The 17678-nt window shown below is 64.6% G+C and carries 14 protein-coding genes; 6 read left to right on the top strand and 8 right to left on the bottom strand.

The features are described from left to right. Window positions 1-173: 173 nt before the first annotated feature. The 6 genes from OO12_RS02615 to OO12_RS02640 form a co-directional block, all read right to left on the bottom strand. A complete protein-coding gene (locus OO12_RS02615) occupies window positions 174-446 on the bottom strand; it encodes a hypothetical protein (RefSeq protein ID WP_235364662.1) in 273 nt (90 codons plus the stop codon). Between the two features lie 433 nt (window positions 447-879). Continuing rightward, entirely contained in the window at window positions 880-2334 is a 1455-nt protein-coding gene (locus OO12_RS02620) for an efflux transporter outer membrane subunit (RefSeq protein WP_152616234.1), read from the bottom strand. Between the two features lie 11 nt (window positions 2335-2345). Beyond that, window positions 2346-5537, bottom strand: a complete 3192-nt coding sequence (locus OO12_RS02625; RefSeq protein WP_034157085.1) for an efflux RND transporter permease subunit — start codon at window positions 5535-5537, stop codon at window positions 2346-2348. 155 nt (window positions 5538-5692) lie between these two features. Beyond that, window positions 5693-6970, bottom strand: coding sequence for an efflux RND transporter periplasmic adaptor subunit (locus OO12_RS02630; protein ID WP_034157086.1), 1278 nt, complete (start codon window positions 6968-6970; stop codon window positions 5693-5695). Beyond that, entirely contained in the window at window positions 6967-7365 is a 399-nt protein-coding gene (locus tag OO12_RS02635) for a hypothetical protein (protein WP_034157087.1), read from the bottom strand. Before OO12_RS02635 ends, OO12_RS02630 begins: the two co-directional genes overlap by 4 nt. 304 nt (window positions 7366-7669) lie before the next feature. After that, window positions 7670-8281 carry a TetR/AcrR family transcriptional regulator gene (locus OO12_RS02640; RefSeq protein ID WP_034157088.1) on the bottom strand — a complete coding sequence of 204 codons (612 nt, stop codon included), beginning with the start codon at window positions 8279-8281 and terminating at the stop codon, window positions 7670-7672. A gap of 57 nt (window positions 8282-8338) precedes the next feature. Between OO12_RS02640 and OO12_RS02645 the strand changes: the two genes are divergently transcribed. Beyond that, window positions 8339-8749 carry an NIPSNAP family protein gene (locus OO12_RS02645; RefSeq protein WP_235364663.1) on the top strand — a complete coding sequence of 137 codons (411 nt, stop codon included), beginning with the start codon at window positions 8339-8341 and terminating at the stop codon, window positions 8747-8749. A gap of 60 nt (window positions 8750-8809) precedes the next feature. Here OO12_RS02645 and OO12_RS02650 read toward each other — a convergent pair whose 3' ends face one another. Further along, the gene (locus tag OO12_RS02650) at window positions 8810-9775 is read right to left on the bottom strand and encodes a hypothetical protein (protein WP_152616235.1); all 966 of its coding nucleotides are present in this window, start codon (window positions 9773-9775) and stop codon (window positions 8810-8812) included. A 143-nt stretch (window positions 9776-9918) separates the two neighbouring features. Between OO12_RS02650 and OO12_RS02655 the strand changes: the two genes are divergently transcribed. Beyond that, a complete protein-coding gene (locus tag OO12_RS02655; RefSeq protein ID WP_034157090.1) occupies window positions 9919-10749 on the top strand; it encodes a phytanoyl-CoA dioxygenase family protein in 831 nt (276 codons plus the stop codon). Window positions 10750-10751: 2 nt separating this feature from the next. After that, the gene (locus tag OO12_RS02660) at window positions 10752-11618 is read left to right on the top strand and encodes a phytanoyl-CoA dioxygenase family protein (RefSeq protein WP_052215469.1); all 867 of its coding nucleotides are present in this window, start codon (window positions 10752-10754) and stop codon (window positions 11616-11618) included. Here the strand turns inward: OO12_RS02660 and OO12_RS29390 are convergent. After that, window positions 11528-12358: an SDR family NAD(P)-dependent oxidoreductase gene (locus OO12_RS29390; RefSeq protein ID WP_443024538.1), complete on the bottom strand. Its 831-nt coding sequence runs from the start codon at window positions 12356-12358 to the stop codon at window positions 11528-11530. The two genes, OO12_RS02660 and OO12_RS29390, sit on opposite strands and share 91 nt — an antisense overlap. 203 nt (window positions 12359-12561) lie before the next feature. On the opposite strand from OO12_RS29390, the gene OO12_RS02670 reads away from it, so the two are divergent. From OO12_RS02670 to OO12_RS02680, 3 genes are read left to right on the top strand one after another with little or no spacing between them, the layout of a single operon-like run. Beyond that, window positions 12562-14835 carry a TonB-dependent receptor gene (locus OO12_RS02670; protein WP_034157092.1) on the top strand — a complete coding sequence of 758 codons (2274 nt, stop codon included), beginning with the start codon at window positions 12562-12564 and terminating at the stop codon, window positions 14833-14835. Continuing rightward, window positions 14822-15718, top strand: coding sequence for a hypothetical protein (locus tag OO12_RS02675; protein WP_034157093.1), 897 nt, complete (start codon window positions 14822-14824; stop codon window positions 15716-15718). Before OO12_RS02670 ends, OO12_RS02675 begins: the two co-directional genes overlap by 14 nt. Continuing rightward, on the top strand, window positions 15711-17603 hold the full coding sequence (locus OO12_RS02680) for a glycoside hydrolase family 5 protein (protein ID WP_034157143.1): 1893 nt from the start codon (window positions 15711-15713) through the stop codon (window positions 17601-17603). Before OO12_RS02675 ends, OO12_RS02680 begins: the two co-directional genes overlap by 8 nt. Window positions 17604-17678 lie beyond the last annotated feature (75 nt).

The following is a 17678-nucleotide window of genomic DNA, read 5'->3' on the forward strand; positions in this document are numbered from 1 at the left end:
CATTTATGGGTTCACGGCCTAATACCAGAGTGCCCTACTTAAGCGTGACCTCAGCCGGTCCTCCAGTCTGCCGCCGCCTGGCGTAACCGCGTTACACGCAGCCAGATTGCGCCGATTCTGCCAGCGTCATCGAGCGGCCCGTCCAACCCGGCCCGCTCGCCAGCTGTCCCAACTCAGTTATGCGGTGTGTACGCACCCTTGCGATGCTTGCCGCCGTAACGGTTGCCGATATGGCTGCCGATTCGCGCCATCTCGTCCGCCGCTGCGGTGGCGAGTTTCTCACTGCACGGAAACGGTGCGCAATCGGCGTGCTTGGCCACGGTCGACACGCGGTCGCATAATTCCTCGATATCCGCGCGCGTCAGCAGGTTTTTTTCACGCAACAAACATAACAGACTTTGCAAAATGATCAGGCTTTCGCCGCCCGACCCTTCGGACTCATGCATGCTTCCCATCATACCCTCTCCTCTATTTTCTGGAGAGACTATGCCTTTCTCCGCTCCCTGCAAGCGGCTTGTTGCACTCGCCCCGGCAGATCGCGGGGGCGAGGCGCCGGTGACGCCGATTCAAGGGCAGGATGGTTCGTGCCAGCGACATGTCTCGCGGGTGCCCTGGCGGGTTCCGCACCGCTCTTTCTCATGACGAATGACGACGCCGGACCGGTCCACCTGTTCCGGCGCGACAACAGGAGAAATCCCACCTGTTATCGCACCTGTTCCACCGGTTATTGAAATAACAGGTGGATGGGCATCAAGTCACTGGAGAACAAGCGGAAATCCGTCGGAAAAATCCAACTTTACCGGCCGAAAAATAACCGGCCGAAAAATAACAGGTCGTAACAGGCGGAACAGGTCGCCGATCAATGCCCCGGCTAGCGCCTTAGTGGCCCTTGCCACCACCTGCTTTGGCCGCCGCATCGCTCGCTAGGCGATCGGCCTTGTCCCACCCGCCGCCGAGTGAGCGGAACAGGTCGATCTGTGCGCTCGCGATCCGCGCGTTCGATGCGGCGAGATCGGCTTCGGTATCGGCAAAGGTCCGTTCCGAATCGAGCACGTCGAGGAAATCGATCTGCCCGGCGCGCTGGCGGGCGCGGGTGATGCGCATCGCCGCTTCGGCGCCGTCGCGTGCCGACCGCAATGCCGCGTTGCGCTCGATCTCGCGGGCATAGCTCGACAGGGCGGTTTCGGTTTCCTCGAGCGAGCGCAGCACCGTGCCGTCGAACGCGGCCAGCGCACCGCGGCTGTCCGCTTCGCTGGCCGCGATCCGCGCACGCGCGGCTCCCTGGTTGGGGAAGGACCAATTGATCAGCGGGCCGATCAGCCAGCGTAGCGCGCCACCGGTGAACATGTCGCCGATGCTGGTGGCGGAGGAGCCGACCGATCCGCCCAGCGAGATCTTGGGATAGAGTTCGGCGGTGGCGACGCCGATCCGCGCGGTCGCGGCAGCGAGCCGGCGCTCCGCCGCGCGGATGTCGGGACGCCGGGCAAGCAGTGCCGCGCCGTCGCCGACCGGGATCGCCTGGTCGAGCGTCGGGGTTGAGCTGCGCTCGGCGGCGGCGGCCGGCAAATCCTGCGGCGTGCGACCGGTCAGCGTGGCGAGGCGGAACAAGGCCGCTTGCCGATCGGCTTCGATCGCGGGAACGAGCGCGGCGCGCTGGTCGCGCAAGGTGGTGATGCGCACCAGGTCGAGCTTCGCCGCGCGGCCCGCCTCGACTCGCTTGCCGGTCAGGCCGGCGGATTTGTCGAGCAGGTCGACGATGCGCTTCGCAACGGTGAGGCGCTCGGCCGAGGAGGCGGCATCGACATAGGCGCGGGTGGTGGCGGAGACGACCGCGACGCGTACCGCGTCGGCATCGGCATCCGCGGCTGCGACATCGCCGCGCGCCGCTTCGATGTTGCGCTTCACCCGACCCACCAGGTCGAGCTCATATGAGACACTCAGGCCGACATCGAAGGCGGAGTCTTCCGCCGCGCTGCCGGGCAGGCGCTGAGTCTCGGGCGACCGGCCATAGGTGCCGCTCGCGCCGATACTGGTCTGGGGCAGCCGGTCCGTCCGGGCGCCGCGCAGCGACGCGCGGGCTTTGTCGAGCCGCGCCACCGCGACGCGGATATCGGTATTGGCGGCGAGCGCATCGGCAACCAGGCCGTCGAGCACCGGGTCGCGGTACAGCCGCCACCAATGATCGTCAGCGGCTGCGGTCGATACCGCCGGGTTGGTTGCGCCGATGAACGGGGCCGCCGCCTTGGGTGCGGGGATCGGCGCGACATAGTTGGGTCCGACGGCGCAGGCGGAGAGCGCCAGCGCGGAGAGTGAGGCGAGAAGTATCTGTTTCATGATGACCGCTCCTATTCGGCGGGCTGAAGTGTGGGATTGGGGGCTTCGGGCGACTGGCCGGCGGCACGGCGGCGGCCGAGGCGCTGCGCGAGCGCCCGGCACACCACATAGAAGGTCGGGGTGAAGAGCAGGCCGAAGCCGGTCACGCCGATCATGCCGAAGAACACCGCGGTACCCAGCGCCTGGCGAAGCTCCGCGCCTGCCCCGCTTGCCGTCACCAGCGGCACCGTGCCGAGGATGAAGGCGAAGCTGGTCATCAGGATCGGCCGCAACCGGTCCTTCGCCGCGCGCACGGCTGCTTCGATCGGCGACAGTCCGTCCTGGTCCTCGGCCTGCTTGGCGAACTCGACCACCAGGATCGCGTTCTTCGCGGCCAGCGCAATCAGCACGACCAGTCCGATCTGGGTCAGGACGTTATTGTCCATCCCCCGCAGGTTCACCCCGGCCATCGCCGCGAGCAGACACATCGGCACGATCAGCACGATCGCGAGCGGCAAGGTGATGCTCTCATACTGCGCCGCCAGGACGAGGAAGACGAACACCACCGCCATCACGAACACCAGGCCCGCGGTGCTGCCCGCCGCCTTTTGCTGATAGGCGATGCCGGTCCATTCATGGCTGTAGCCACTGGGCAGGCTGGCATCGGCGAGCTTCTCCATCGCGATCAGCGACTGGCCCGACGAATAGCCCGGTGCGGTGTCGCCATCGATCTCGACCGCGGGGGCGAGGTTGTAGCGCACCACGCGATACGGCCCGGTCTTGTCCTTGAAGGTCGAGACCGACCCGATCGGCACCATCTGGCCCGAATTGGAACGGGTCTTCAGATTGGCGATATCGGCGGTCGTGTTGCGGAACGGCGCATCGGCCTGGGCGGTGACGCGATAGGTGCGGCCGAGCAGGTTGAAGTCGTTGACGAAGGCGGAGCCGAGATAGACTTGCAGCGCCTCGAACACCCGCTCCGGCGGCACGCCAAGCATATTGGCCTTGGTCCGGTCGACATCGGCGAAGATGCGTGGCGTCGCGGTCTCGAAGAAGGTGAAGACCTGCGCCAGCCCCTTGGTCTGATTGGCCTTGCCGATCAGATCGTTCGATGCCGTGGCCAGTTCCTGATAGCTGCGCCCGGACTGGTCCTTGACCATCAGGCGATAGCCGCCGGCCGAGCCGATACCCTGGATCAGCGGTGGCGGGATGATCATCAGCCGTGCCTCGGTGATGTCCGCGGTCGCCTTTTGCGCCTGGGCCATGATCTCGGGGAAGCTGACGCCGAGCTTCCTACGCTCCTCGAAGCTCTTGAGCGGGAAATAGGCAGCGGCGGCGTTCGGCGCGAGCGTCTGCGACGGCCCGTCGAACCCGGCGAGCATCACCGCACCCTTGATCCCGGCGCCGGGCAGGATGCGCGCGGCGACCTTGCGCATCACCGCGTCAGTGCGTTCGACCGAGGAACCGGGCGGCAGCTGGATGACGGTCAGGAAGTAACCCTGATCCTGTGCCGGGATGAAGCCGGTCGGCGTCGCCCAGAACACGCCCGCCGTGATCGCGATCAGCGCGGCATAGGCGGTCATCATCTTCTTCGGTGCACTCACCAGCCGCCGTGTGAGGGCAGCGTAACCAATGCTCAGCCGCTCGAAGCCGCGGTTGAAGGCATCGGCAGCGCGGCGCAGCAACTGCGTGAAGCGGTTACCCTCGCCCTGCTGCGCATTGGGCTTGAGCAGGATCGCGGCGAGCGCCGGGGACAGAGTGAGCGAGAGGATCAGCGAGATCACCGTCGCGGTCGAGATGGTTACCGCGAACTGGCGGTAGAACGCGCCCGACAGGCCGGTGAGGAACACGGTCGGGATGAACACTGCGATCAGCACCAGCACGATCGCGACCAGTGCGCCGGACACTTCGTCCATCGACTTGCGCGCCGCCTCCAGTGGCGACAGGCCATGTTCCAGGTTACGCTCGACATTCTCGACCACGACGATCGCGTCGTCGACCACCACGCCGATCGCCAGCACCAGGCCGAACAGCGACAGGTTGTTGAGCGAATAGCCCATCGCCGCCAGCACCGCGAACGTGCCGATCAGCGAGACCGGGATCGCGACCACCGGGATGATCGCCGCGCGCCATTTCTGCAGGAAGACCAGGATGACGAGCACGACCAGCAGGATCGCCTCGAACAACGTGTCCTTCACCGCATCGATCGACTGCGAGATGAACTCGGTCGGGTTGTAGATGACGCTATAGGCCAGGCCCTTGGGGAAGCGGCCGGACATGTCCTTCATCGCCGCATTGACGCCTTCGGCCGCCGCGAGTGCGTTCGATCCGGGGCGCTGGAACACGGCGACGATCACCGTCGGCTTGCCGCTGAGATAAGTGTTGGAGCCATAATCCTGCGCCCCGAGTTCGACCCGGGCGACGTCCGATACCTTGACCTGGCGGCCATCGGCGTCGGTGCGGATCACCACATCGGCGAACTGCTTGGGGTCGGTCAGGCGCCCTTGCGTCTCGACATTGAGCTGGAAGGCGTTGCCGGTGGCATAGGGCGGCTGCCCAAGCGTGCCGGCGGCGACCTGGACGTTCTGTGCACGCAGCGCGGCGACGATCTCGCCCGCGGTCAGGTCAAGCGCGGCGGCACGGCCGGGGTCGATCCACACGCGCATCGAATAGTCGCGGCTGCCGAACAGCTGCACGTCGCCGACGCCGTCGATGCGGCTCAACCGGTCGCGCACCTGAGTCAGCGCATAGTTGGAGATATAGCCGCGATCGAGCGAATCGTCGGGCGAGACCAGATTGACCACCATCAGGAAGTCGGGCGAGGTCTTGCGCGTGACGACGCCGAGGCGCTGCACGTCTTCGGGCAGGCGCGGCACGGCAACCGCGACGCGGTTCTGCACCAGCACCTGCGCTGCATCCAGGTCAGTGCCGATCTTGAAGGTCACGGTGATGACCAGCTTGCCGTCGCCGGTCGATTGCGACGACTGGTACAGCATGTTGTCGACGCCGTTGATTTCCTGCTCGATCGGCGCGGCGACGGTTTCGGCGACCGTCTCGGCGCTCGCACCGGGATAGACCGCGCTGACCGTCACGGTCGGCGGCACGATGTCGGGATATTGCGACACCGGCAGGCTGAGATAGGCGATCGCCCCGACCAGGGTGATGACGACCGCAATCACCGCGGCGAAGATCGGCCGCGTGATGAAGAAGCGCGAGAGGCGCATGAGGACTGTCCTTGATGAAGGCGTTTTTTGAGCTTCTAAGCTGCCCCCACCCCGTTCGCCCTGAGCTTGTCGAAGGGCCGTTCTTCTTTGCTACGGCAGAGAGAAGGGCGGTGCTTCGACAAGCTCAGGGCGAACGGTGGAGGGTGTCTCGATTCCTAGCGGGCGCCCAGCGTCGCCTCGCCGGCCACCGGCAGAGCGACCTGTGGCGCCGGCGCCTGAGCCTGGCCGCTGATCTTGCCGGCGCGCGGCTGGACCTTGGAACCGGGCATGGCCATCTGGATCCCGGCGATCACCACCCGGTCACTGGGCGCTAGGCCCGACCGGATGATGCGCAGGCCATCGACCACCGGGCCGAGCGTCACCGGCTTGGCGACGACCTGGTCCTTCGCATCGACGGTCATCACGACCTTGCGCACCTGATCGGTCTGGATCGCGGCGTCGGGCACCAGCAGCGCCTTGGCACTGCCCGCAGCGGCGAGGCGCATATTGCCGAACATGCCCGGGGTCAGGAAATAGTTCGGATTGCTCAGCACCGCACGGCCACGGATCGTGCCCGAACGCTGGTCGAGGCCATTGTCGGTAAAGTCGAGCTTGCCTTTCCAGCGATGCTCGCTCTCATCCTGCAACTGGATCTCGACCGCGGCCGGCTCGGCGCCGGGCTGACGCGCACGCTGCGTCTTCAGGTACAAAGCTTCCGATCCGTCGAAGCTGAAATAGATTGGGTCGAGCGCGTTGATCGTGGTCAGCACCGTGCCGCCAGTGCCTTCGCCGCCCGCGACCTGGTTGCCGGCATCGACCTTGCGGTCGGAAATGCGGCCGGCAATCGGTGCGCGCACCTGAGTGAACTCGACGTCGAGCGCACGCGCCCGGACCCGTGCATTGGCCGCGGCGAGCGCGGCGGTTGCCGCCTGCACCTTGGCGCGGAGCGAATCGACTTCGCCGGCCGAGATCGCCTCGTCATCGATCAGCTTGGTCGCGCGGCCGAGGTCGGTGCGCGCGAGGACAAGCGCGCTCGATGCGCTGGCCGCATTGGCGCGTGCCTCGGCCAGCGCCGCCGCGAACGGGCGGGCGTCGATGGTGAAGAGCAGCTGGCCCTTCTGCACGACCTCGCCGTCGCGGAAATGGATGCCGGTGACTTCACCCGCGACGCGCGGCCGGATCTCGACCGTGCGGCTTGGCGCGAAACGGCCGACATAATCGTCCCATTCGCTGACGTCCCGCACCAATGGAGCCGCGACAGTGACGGCGGCGAGGGGGGGAGCCGCCGCCACTGCCGGGGATTGATCGGCGAGCTTGGCGCCAGCCGCGCCGATCAAGGCAAGAGGGAGAATGATGAGCGCACCGCGCTGCCAGCGCGGCAGACGGGAAAAGCCGTCACGCAGCGGGCGGACCGGCGTGCTGTGTTCGGTATCGATCGGGGTGACCATATTCATGCGGCGATCCTCCAGGCGAGCTGACCGACTTGTCCGCCGGTGACGCTCGCAACCAATGTTTCGGCCTGGCCCATGGTGAAGCCGGCCTTCAGAAATAATGCGACCTCCGACGCGGGCAGCGCATAGCCGCGCTTCCACGCATGCACCGCGAGGCGGCGCAGCGTTTCGAGCCGCGGCTCGGCGAGATGCGATGCGGTGCCGAGACCGAACAGGCTGCCGAACGCGCGCGACAGGCGGCTCGGTTCGGACAGGCTGCTGATCCGATCGCGCTTGGCGAGAGCGATGACGCTCCACTCGATCGGCGAGAAGCTGGCCGGCGCGGTCATCTGGCGACGCTCGGCGGCGCGACCCATGACAGGAGCGGCGGAGATGTTGTTGATGTCCAGATAAGCCATTGGAAATCCCCTTGAATTTAGATCGCACAACACCATCCGCAGAAGACCCGTCCTCTGCGCCGCACTGGCCATCAGGCAATGATAAACGCTCGCGAAAGCACCAGGTGGTGCCCACGATCGCCGTCTGAAATCGATGAAGTACGGCAGGCCGAAACCCGCCGCGCTGGAATTACTTGCTCGTCATCAGGGGTTCTCCCTAGCCGACCGTCGGGCTCACGGGAGAGTCCAACTTCAATACCAATCGGTATATAACTTTATGCCGCAGTGCGTCAAGCACTTTGTGTACCGCTAGGTATGTTTATTTTTAGCGGGTCGGCCAGATCGACAGGCTGGTATCGACCAGCTGCTGCAATTGAGCGCATGACGCGCCCGATCCCGCCTGAACCGACAGGCCCTGGAGCAGGGCATAAAGATAGCGTGCGAGCGCGTCGGGCTCGAGCGTTTCGGGCAGGTCGCCCTCCAGCTTGGCACGCTCGAAGCGTGCGATCAGCGCGGCTTCGGACGACACGCGGCGCGCGGCCACATCCGCCTTGATCGATTCGGCGCCGCCACACGACACCGAGCTGATCACGCCCATGCACCCCTTGGGGTCGCACGTGCTCATCTGCATTTCGAGCGCGCCGATCATGAAGCGCTCGGCCACGCCGCGTGCGGTCGGCGCCTCAAGCGCGGCGACGGTGTAAGCGAGCTTTTCGCGCTCATAAAGATCGAGCGCCTTGTGAAACAGGGCTTCCTTATTGCCGAAAGCGGCGTAGAGACTGGGCTTGGTAATCCCCATCTCGGCGGTCAGTTCGGCCATCGACGCGCACTCATAACCGTTGCGCCAGAAGACGCGCAGAGCAGCGGCAAGCGCTTCCTCCGTGCAGAATTCCCGGGGCCGGCCTTTGACCGGCGGAGGGGCTAGAGTCTGTTCCATACCGATCGGTATATAGTGACTTTGCCGCGTTCGTCCAGTGCCCGCGATTGGCGCAGCATGTTGATCCCGCCGGTCTCCCTCCATGGCCTGACGCATAAGGGCGTGGCCGGGAGCGGTTTGCGCGGCTATCGGATCGGTGCGCAATCGGTGAGGGAGCCGCCAGTGATTACCTGCCATGTCCGTTATATCATCAATCAGGACAAGCTTGCCGAGTTCGAGATCTATTCGCGTATGTGGCTGACGCTGCTGCCGAAATTCGGCGGGGTCCATCACGGCTATTTCCTGCCGTCGGAAGGCGCGAGCGACGAGGCGTTCTGCCTGTTCAGCTTCGACAGCCTGGCGGCCTATGAGCAATATCGCATCGCCAGCGCGAGCGACCCGGAGGTCGCGAAGGCGATCGCCTATGCCGAGGAAACGCGCTGTTTCCTGCGCCACGACCGATCCTTCCACCGGCCGTTATTCTCCTGAATGAAAAAGGCCGGCACAGGGAAACCCGGGCCGGCCTTTGTCGTCAGCAAGCCATGATCATCATGGCACGTTGCTGAGTACGCTCTGCCAGTTGGCGGTTTCGGTGAAGATCTCGCCGCCCGAGGCCTTGAACGCCTGCTGGCCATCCGCCGCGCCCTGCAACTGCCACATCATCCAGGCGGTCGGATAACCGAGATAGCCATGCGCGCCATTGCTGCAGAAACCGAGGCCCGAGGGGCAGTTCGGCGTACCCTGGACGTCGTTGTGATTGGGGCCCTTCAGGATCGCCTTGACCTTGTTCAGCGCGGCCGGCGTTGCGTTGTAATAGGCGGTATTGGAGTTGAGCTGCGATCCAAGCCACTGCGTATCGGGTGAGATCAGCCCGTCGGACGATCCGGCGATATAGAAGATCGAGCCGCTGGTCGCGCCGGTCAGGGTCGCGGTCTGCAGGCAATTGGTCGTCGAACTGCAGAATGCCTGTTGTGCGATTTCGATGGCGATTGCGGTGCGGAAGATGCCGGTCGATTTCAGCATCCCGTTGATCGCGCCGGTCGCGCCTTGCGAATGGCCAATCGAGCCGATCTTGGTCGTGTCGAGCTTGTTGTAGAAGACGCTGCCGGAGTCGAGATTGCGCGCCTTCATATAGTTCGCGCTGTCGATCACCGTCTGGCCTTCGCCGGTCGTGCCGTCGCGCGTCGCGATGACGACAAAGCCCCATGAAGCAAAATGGCGCAGGACAAAGGCATAAGTGGCAGGAGCGATCGGCGATGTGCCCGATCCATTGGCCCATACGATGACCGGATGCTGGAAGCCGCCGGCACCAAGGTTGGTCGGGTAATAGATGTCGCAGACACTGCCCTTGGAATCGCAATTCGCCGCGGTCACGGTCTGCGACACGGCCCAGGTCCCGTCGGCATAATATTTCTGTTCGATCGGTTTGGTTGGGAGGTTGGGAGCGGCGAGCCCCGCTGACGGCGCGACCATGACCAGAGTCGTGGCAATAATAGCGGCAAACGCCTTCCTCATCTCTCTCTCCTCATTGCGTGACGGTCGCGCCTGACGACGCCGACGGTTGATCCGCCTCCCGAGTTCCGCCCGCATTTTTTTGTGTGGACTCGATAAAAATTGATCATAAATATAAAAAAAAATCGAATCAAGGAGAAAGAGCCGTGGTTATATCCGTCGAAGACCGGATCAGCACTGGCACCGTGGATGCACGAAGCGCGGGCTTTTCATGGCAGAATGTCACGCCGGACCGGCCGCTGCGCCGGCTCAGGCCCGCCGAGGCCGAGGCGTTCGACCGCGACGGCTTCGTCTTGATCCGCGACGCCTTCACCCCTGCGGAAATCGCCGAGGTCACCGCCGCGATCGACCCGATCGAGGAGGCCTATGAGCGGTTCGTGGCGGAACAGCAGGGCGGTGAATTCCGCCTGACCTCAGCCGGCACGATCACCTTTGCCGCGCATCTCGTCGCGCGGTCCGAGGTGTTGCACGACTTCGCCGCGCATCCGGTGATCCAGGACCTGTGCCACGATCTGTCGGGCGAGCGGGTGCGGCTTTATTGGGACCAGTCGGTGTACAAGAAGACCGGCAAGAAGCAGGAATTCCCCTGGCACCAGGATAATGGCTATACCTTCATCGAGCCGCAGCAATATCTGACCTTCTGGATCCCGCTGGTCGATGTCGATGAGGAAAATGGCTGTCCGTGGATCGCGCCGGGCCAGCACAAGCGCGGCACGCTGGAGCATTGGCCGACCTCGATCGGGTTGAAATGCCTGGAGGAAGTGGAGGATGCGGTGTGCGTGCCGGCGCGCGCGGGCGACATCATCCTGTTCTCTTCGCTCGCACCGCATCGCACGGGTCCCAATCTGAAGGACGGGACGGTGCGCAAGGCCTATATCCTGCAATATGCACCCGATGGCGCGCGCACCCATACGGCCGAGGGCAGGGAAATCCTGCAGGACGATCCGCACCGCCAGTTTCTGATCCTCGGCGATTGAGCATGATGCGCGTCGGTCTCGAGCCTGGGCGTCTGAAAAGCGATTTCGCGCGCGACGGCTTCGTAGCCGTGCCGGGCCTGATCGACCCCGAAGAACTGGCCGGATATGCGGCCGCCGTCGATCAGGCGGTGGCGGTCCGGAAGTCGCGCGACACGCGGTCGCTGCGGGAGAAGTCGCGCTACGAACAAAGCTTCCTGCAATGCCAGTATATCTGGGAGGATTTCCCGGACGTCCGGCCGCTGACCTTCCACCCGGCGGTGTGCGCCGTGGCGGCGTTGCTGGTCGGGGCCGACCGGCTCCGGCTATGGCATGATCAGGCGCTGTACAAGGAACCGGGCGGCGCACCGACTCAGGCGCATCAGGATCACCCTTATTGGCCGATCGCGGAATATCGCACGGTCACGGCATGGATTCCGTTCGTCGAGGCGAACGACAGCAGCGGCGGCATGGGCTATGTGCCGGGATCGCACCGGCAGGATGCGCGCTTCGTCGACATTTTCTCCGGCGAGGGCGGCGATGAGGATCTCGCTGCGGGCGCGCGCTTCGTGCCGGCCAGCCCGGGCGACGTGATCTTCCATCACGGGCTGACCATGCACATGGCGATGGGCAATGCCTCGGCGATGATGCGGCGGGTCTATACCGCAATCTATTTTGCCGATGGCTGTACGCGCAGCACTGACGGCAAGCACCATCCCTCGGTTGACCGCAGCGGCATCCTGCCGGGTGCGGTCATAGACAGCGACGCGACGCCGCTCGCCTGGCCGCGCGCGGCCGGCGTCTATCCCGATCCTGCGCCCTGGCCGCAGATCGAGGATGCGCGGGCACGGCGGGTTGCCGATCTCGGGATCATCCCGGACCCGCGCGGCTGATCAGGCGCTCCAGCCACCGTCGATATTATAGACGGACCCGGTGACGAAGCCCGCGGTAGGGGAGGCAAGAAACGCAACCAGCGCGGCGACTTCATCGGCCGTCCCATGACGATGAATAGCGAGGGGTGACCGGTTCTCTTCCGCATGAGGACCATCGGCGGGGTTGCGCTCGGTGTCGATCGGGCCGGGCTGAACCAGATTGGCCGTGATCCGCGTGCGCCGAGGTCGCGCGCCAATCCTCTGGTGAGGCCGCTCAACGCGGATTTGCTGGCGGCATATAAGGTCGTCCCATCGCCCGGCGTCCGGTCCGCGACAATGCTGCCGATCGTGATGATACGCCCGCCGGTCGCCATTTTCTCCGCTACCTTCTTCGCCGCGAGGAAGGGCGCACGCACATTGATTGCGAAGACACGGTCGAACGCATCATCCGGATAGGCATCGAGCGGGCCGGTGATCGCCAGTCCCGCAACGGTCACCAGAATATCGACTCGGCCAAATTGTGCGATCACCCTATCGATGGCGTCGTTCAGCGCGCCGGCATCGCTCACATCCACCTGCAATGCGGTCACTGCCGCGCCGGTCGAACGAAGCTCGCCCGCGAACTGCTCGGCTTCTTCGGCACGGCTGAGATAGAAGATGGCCAATGACACACCGTCGGCGATCATGCGACGGCTAATGGCTGCCCCGATCCCCCGGGTACCGCCAATCACCAGCGCGATTTTCCCTGCAAGGGTCGACACGAGCACTCCTTTTCCCGCGGCCGATGTCGACGTTCCCCATCATCTTGGCAAGCGCCGGAGCGTGCAGGGCAGGGCGGGCTTTCGATCGGCATCCCCGCCATGGCCAGAGGATCAATGCGCAAAATTAGATTGAATCGTTGACACAGTACAAAAATTGATAAATTTATTCACTCAATAACATAAAAGATTGGGGAGGATGAAACATGTCACGGATTGGATTCTATCGCCTATGCCTGCTGTCCGGCCTGTCGATCGCTGTGCTGGCCATGCCCGCCACGGCCTCGGCACAGGATGCGCCGCTACCGAAGCCGACCGCACATGAGGACGGCCACGACATCATCGTCACCGCGCAGCGCCGTGACGAGAATCTGCAGGACGTGCCGTTGTCGGTCGCGGTCGTCGGCAAGGACCAACTCGCGGCGCTCAAGTTCAACGAGACCAGCGACCTGCAATATCTGGTGCCGAGCGTGACCCTGATCAGCGCGGCGGGCCCGCGCAATTTCGGCTTTTTCATTCGCGGCATCGGCACCAGCACCTTCTCGTCCGAGGCGATCGAGGGCAGCACCGCCTATGTGCTCGACGGGGTGGTGCTCGGCCAGTCGGGTGCGTCGGTCACCGACTTGCCCGATGTCGAGCGGATCGAGGTGCTGCGCGGTCCGCAGGGCACCTTGTTCGGCAAGAACGCATCGGCCGGCGTGGTCAACGTCGTGACCAAACGCCCGTCCAAGGAATTCGAGGGACGCGCGAGCGTCAGCTGGGCCTGGCCGGACAATGACCGGCGCTTCACCGCGTATGTCTCGGGGCCGATCACCGACACGCTGCGCTTCTCGCTGTCGGGGCGGCGCAATGTGCGCGACGGCTATATCCGCAACATCTATGACGGCCGCAAGCTCAACAATCGCGACGAATTCGGCTTTCGCGGCAAGCTCGAATATGAACCCTCGTCCGATCTGACGATCACCGCGATCGGCGATTATTTCAAGCGCACCTCGGATTGCTGCATCTGGACCCTGGCCGAGGTGGCGGGAACGCCCATCGCCATTTCACCCGAGGGGAAAGCGCTTGCGGCGGGGATCGTGCCGGGGCGCGGCAATCTCGAACAGAATGTCGATGGCGACGTCTTCTCGAACGCACGCAGCAAGGGGTTCTCGCTGCAGGGCGATTACCGTTTCGGCGATGGCTATACGCTGACCTCGATCACTGCCTGGCGCACCTGGCAATCGCATGACGGGCTCGATTCCGATTCCTCGCCGGACAATCTGCTCAACGTGAACTACACCGATTTCAAGCAGCATCAGTTCAGCCAGGAACTCCGGCTGGCCTCGCCGACCGGCGGCACGATCGATTATGTGCTCGGTGCCTATTATTTCAATTCCGACGTGATCTCGCACTCGACCCAGATTTTCAACGGCATACCCTACTCGTTCTACTACCGTCAGGTGCGGGTCGCCGCCGAGACGCGCAACATGGCGCTGTTCGGTCAGGCGAACATCAATCTGGCCGAACGCTTCAAGCTGATCGCCGGTGCGCGGGTGGTCAATGAGCGCGTCGAGGCCGCCAAGAACCGGCTTGATCCGCGCTATAATGCTCGCGACAGCGCCAGCGCAAAAATGGATACAACCGCCCTGGTGTGGCGCGCAGGCGCGCAATATGATTTCAACAAGGACGCGAATATCTTCGCCACGGTCACGCGCGGCTTCAAAGGTGGCGGCTTCGACACCAATATCGGCAATAATATCCTGCGCAAGGTCGCTCCCGAACGGCCGACCAATTATGAGTTCGGCCTGCGCACCTATTGGCCCGAACAGCGCCTGACGCTCAACGCCACCTTCTTCTACACCAAGGTCAGCAATTATCAGACCGCCGGCCGCGACCCTGTCACCTCGACCTATCCAATCGTCAGCAGCGAGGCGAAGACCAGGGGAGTCGAATTCGACGCGGCGTGGCGACCGCTCGACCCGGCCGATCTGACGCTGACCCTGGGTGGTGCCTATGTCGATGCGGAATGGGGCAATTTCAATTATGCGCCCTGCTATGGCGGCCAGACGACCAGCGAGGGTTGCGTGCTTGCGCCCGGCGCGACCCGTTCGACCGATGTGCAGCAGGATTTGACCGGGAAGCCGCTGCCCTTCTCGCCGCATTGGCAATTCAATCTCGGCGGATCCTATGGCGTGGCGCTGTCGGACGATCTGAAACTGCGCTTCGATCTCGGCGCGAGCTATCGCTCCGAGCAGCTGATCGCTTTCCCCAACAATCCGCGCGCGCGGCAGGGGGGCTATACCCTGGTCAACGCCGCGATCGCGCTGGCCGGCAAGGACGATCATTGGAAGCTGTCGGTCTACGCCAAGAACCTGCTCGACAAGGAATATGCGATCGCGATGTTCTCGACTCCGTTCGGCGCCGCACGCAGCCTCAGTCAGTTCCGGCCGTATGAATCGCGGCGCAGCATCGGATTGTCGCTTGATGTCGGTTTCTGAACCGCCTGGTACTGGCACCAATGACGGGACGACGGCAGCGCCGCGTCTCGCCGCCGGCATGAGTTTCATCACCATCGCCGACCTGCCGGACTGGTCGGCGGGACCGAAGGGTGACACGGCGGCGATCTATGCCGCGCTGAAACAGGCCGGATATGAAACGATCCAGACACTCGATCCGGCGGCCGCGCATGCCGCCGGATTGATCCCGACCGGCATCGCCCGCGTGTTTCACGATCCCGCGGAACTGCGCGGCGTCGCGGCGCGCTGGCGCGACGCCGGCTGCGACTGCACCACAATACAGCTTGGCACGGGGGTCGAGGATGACGACCAGATGGCGCGGCTCGCCGAGGCCCTGCTTGAGGCGGCGGTGCAGGAAGGCCATCCGCTGTTCCTCGAAACCCACCGCGCGACGATGACCCAGGATATTCGCCGCACGGTCGATCTGGTCGCGCGCTTTCCCGACCTGCGCTTCAATGGCGATTTCGCGCATTGGTATATCGGCCATGAACTGACCTATGGCGACATGGAGATGAAGTTCGACGTGATGCGTTCGGTATTCGCGCGCACCCGCTTCCTGCATCTGCGCGTCTGCTCGAACGCGGTCGGCCAGCTCAGCGCCAGCGACCCCGCTGCGGCGAAGCATCTCGATTTCTTCAAACGCATGTGGACGGAAAGCTTTCGCAGCTTCCTCGCCGCTGCACCCCCAGGAGGCTATTTCACCGTCATGCCCGAACTGCTCCCGCCGCGCTCCTTCTATCCTCGCATGGTCACTGGTCCCGATGGCCAGCCACGCGAGGAAAGCGACCGCTGGACCGATGCCGCATTCCTGATCGACACGGCACGCGTCTGTTTCGATGCCGCGCGGGAGATGGCCGGTGCTTGATATTCGGGGTACCCGCTTCGTTGACCGGTCGGGCCGGCATGTGTTGCTGCGTGGAGTCAATCTTGGCGGCGACTGCAAGCTGCCAGTGTCGGTATCCGGCACGCATTTGCGCGACGATTTCGCCGATCACCGGACGGTCAGCTTCACCGGGCGGCCGTTCCCGATTGCCGAAGCCGACGCGCATCTCGGCCGGCTTGCGCGCTGGGGTTTCAACGCGCTGCGCCTGCTCACCACCTGGGAAGCGGTGGCGCATGCCGGACCGGGAATGCGCGACGAAGAGTATCTCGATTATCTCCGCGCCGTGTGCCTGAAGGCGGCGGCTTATGGCTTTGCCGTTTTCATCGATTTTCACCAGGACGTCTGGTCGCGCATGACCGGCGGCGATGGCGCACCGGGCTGGGTGTTCGAGGCGGTCGGGCTCGACTTCACCCGTTTCGGCGCTGCCGATGCCGCGCATCTGATGCAGCAGCGCTACGACGCCGCACTTGGCGGGCGCCAGGCGGCGTATCCGCAGATGAGCTGGGGCAGCAATTACCGCTTGCCCGCCAATGCGATCATGTGGACCCTGTTCTTCGGCGGCACGCGCTTCCTGCCAGACTTCAAACCGGGTGGCACGCCGGTGCAGGACCTGCTGCAGGGCGAGTATCTCGCGGCGATGACCGCGGTGGCCGAACGCGTCGCCGACATTCCCGAGGTGATCGGTTTCGACACGCTCAACGAACCCGATACGGGCATGATCGGGCGGCCGCTGGCCTATCGTCATTGCCAGCGCAGCGTTGAGCAACCCGAACCGGTGCGGCCGGGCCTGGCGATGAGTCCGCTCGACATGCTGCTGATCGCCGATGGCCGGCCGTGCGAGATTCCGCTGGTCGTGCGGACCGGGCAGGGGTTCGAGGTCGAGCCGGCCGGGTTCCGCATCGCCAATCCGGCGGGTGTGCGGATCTGGCGCGACGGGGTCGTCTGTCCCTTTGCCGAAGCGGGCATCTATGACGGCGAGACGGCGCTGCGCCCGGACCATTTCGATCGCGCCGATGGTGCCGCGATCGATCCCGAGCGCGATCATGTCCTGCCCTTCTTCCACGCCATGGCGACGACGGTGCGGCGCGTCCGGCCCGACTGGCTGGTCTTTGCCGAGGTGAATCCGTTCAAAGCGTTCTCCGGCATGGGTTTTCCCGACGGGATGCCCGACCGCTGCGTCAACGCCAGCCATTGGTATGACTTCGCGACCCTGGTGACCAAGCAGGTCGAGCCCCGGCGCGCGACCAGCTATGCCGCTCAGCTCGGCGTGATCAAGCGCCTCGGCGATGCGCTGGGCGAGGGCGGCGCACCGACGTTGATCGGGGAATTCGGCTTGCCGTTCGATCTCGATGAAGGGGCGGCCTATGCGGCGTGGCGTGCGGGCGACCCAATGCCCTGGGGCGATCATGTCGCGGCGCTTGGCGCGATGTATGACGCGCTCGATTCGCATCTGATGAGCGGGACCTTGTGGAACTATACGGCGTCCAATCGCAACGACGCTGCGCTGGGCGATGGCTGGAACCAGGAGGATCTGTCGATTTTCAGCCCGGACCAGGCGACGTATGACTGTGATCCGGATAGCGGCGGGCGCGCGGTGCCGGGTTTTGCGCGGCCTTATGCCCGGGCGGTTCAGGGCATGCTGACCGAGCAGGCATTCGATGCGGCGAACGGCGTGTTCAGGATCGCCTTCGATGCCAATCCGGCGATCGAGGCGCCGACCGAGATCGTGCTGCCCGTGGCGCATTTCCCGCGCGGCGCGGCGATCGATGCGGCAGGGGGCGAGCGGCTGGCCGATCCTGCGCCGGGCGTGATTGCCGTGCGTGCGCTGGCCGCCGGCCCGTTGCTGGTCGTCGCGACCGCCTTGTAAGCCATGTCCCAGGAAGATCCGGTTCGGCGGCAAAGCGCGCGCGCGTCGGTTGCAAGGGCGCGCAGCCTGTTTACT

Source organism: Sphingomonas sp. ERG5 (genome assembly GCF_000803065.1).
Lineage (GTDB): Bacteria > Pseudomonadota > Alphaproteobacteria > Sphingomonadales > Sphingomonadaceae > Sphingomonas.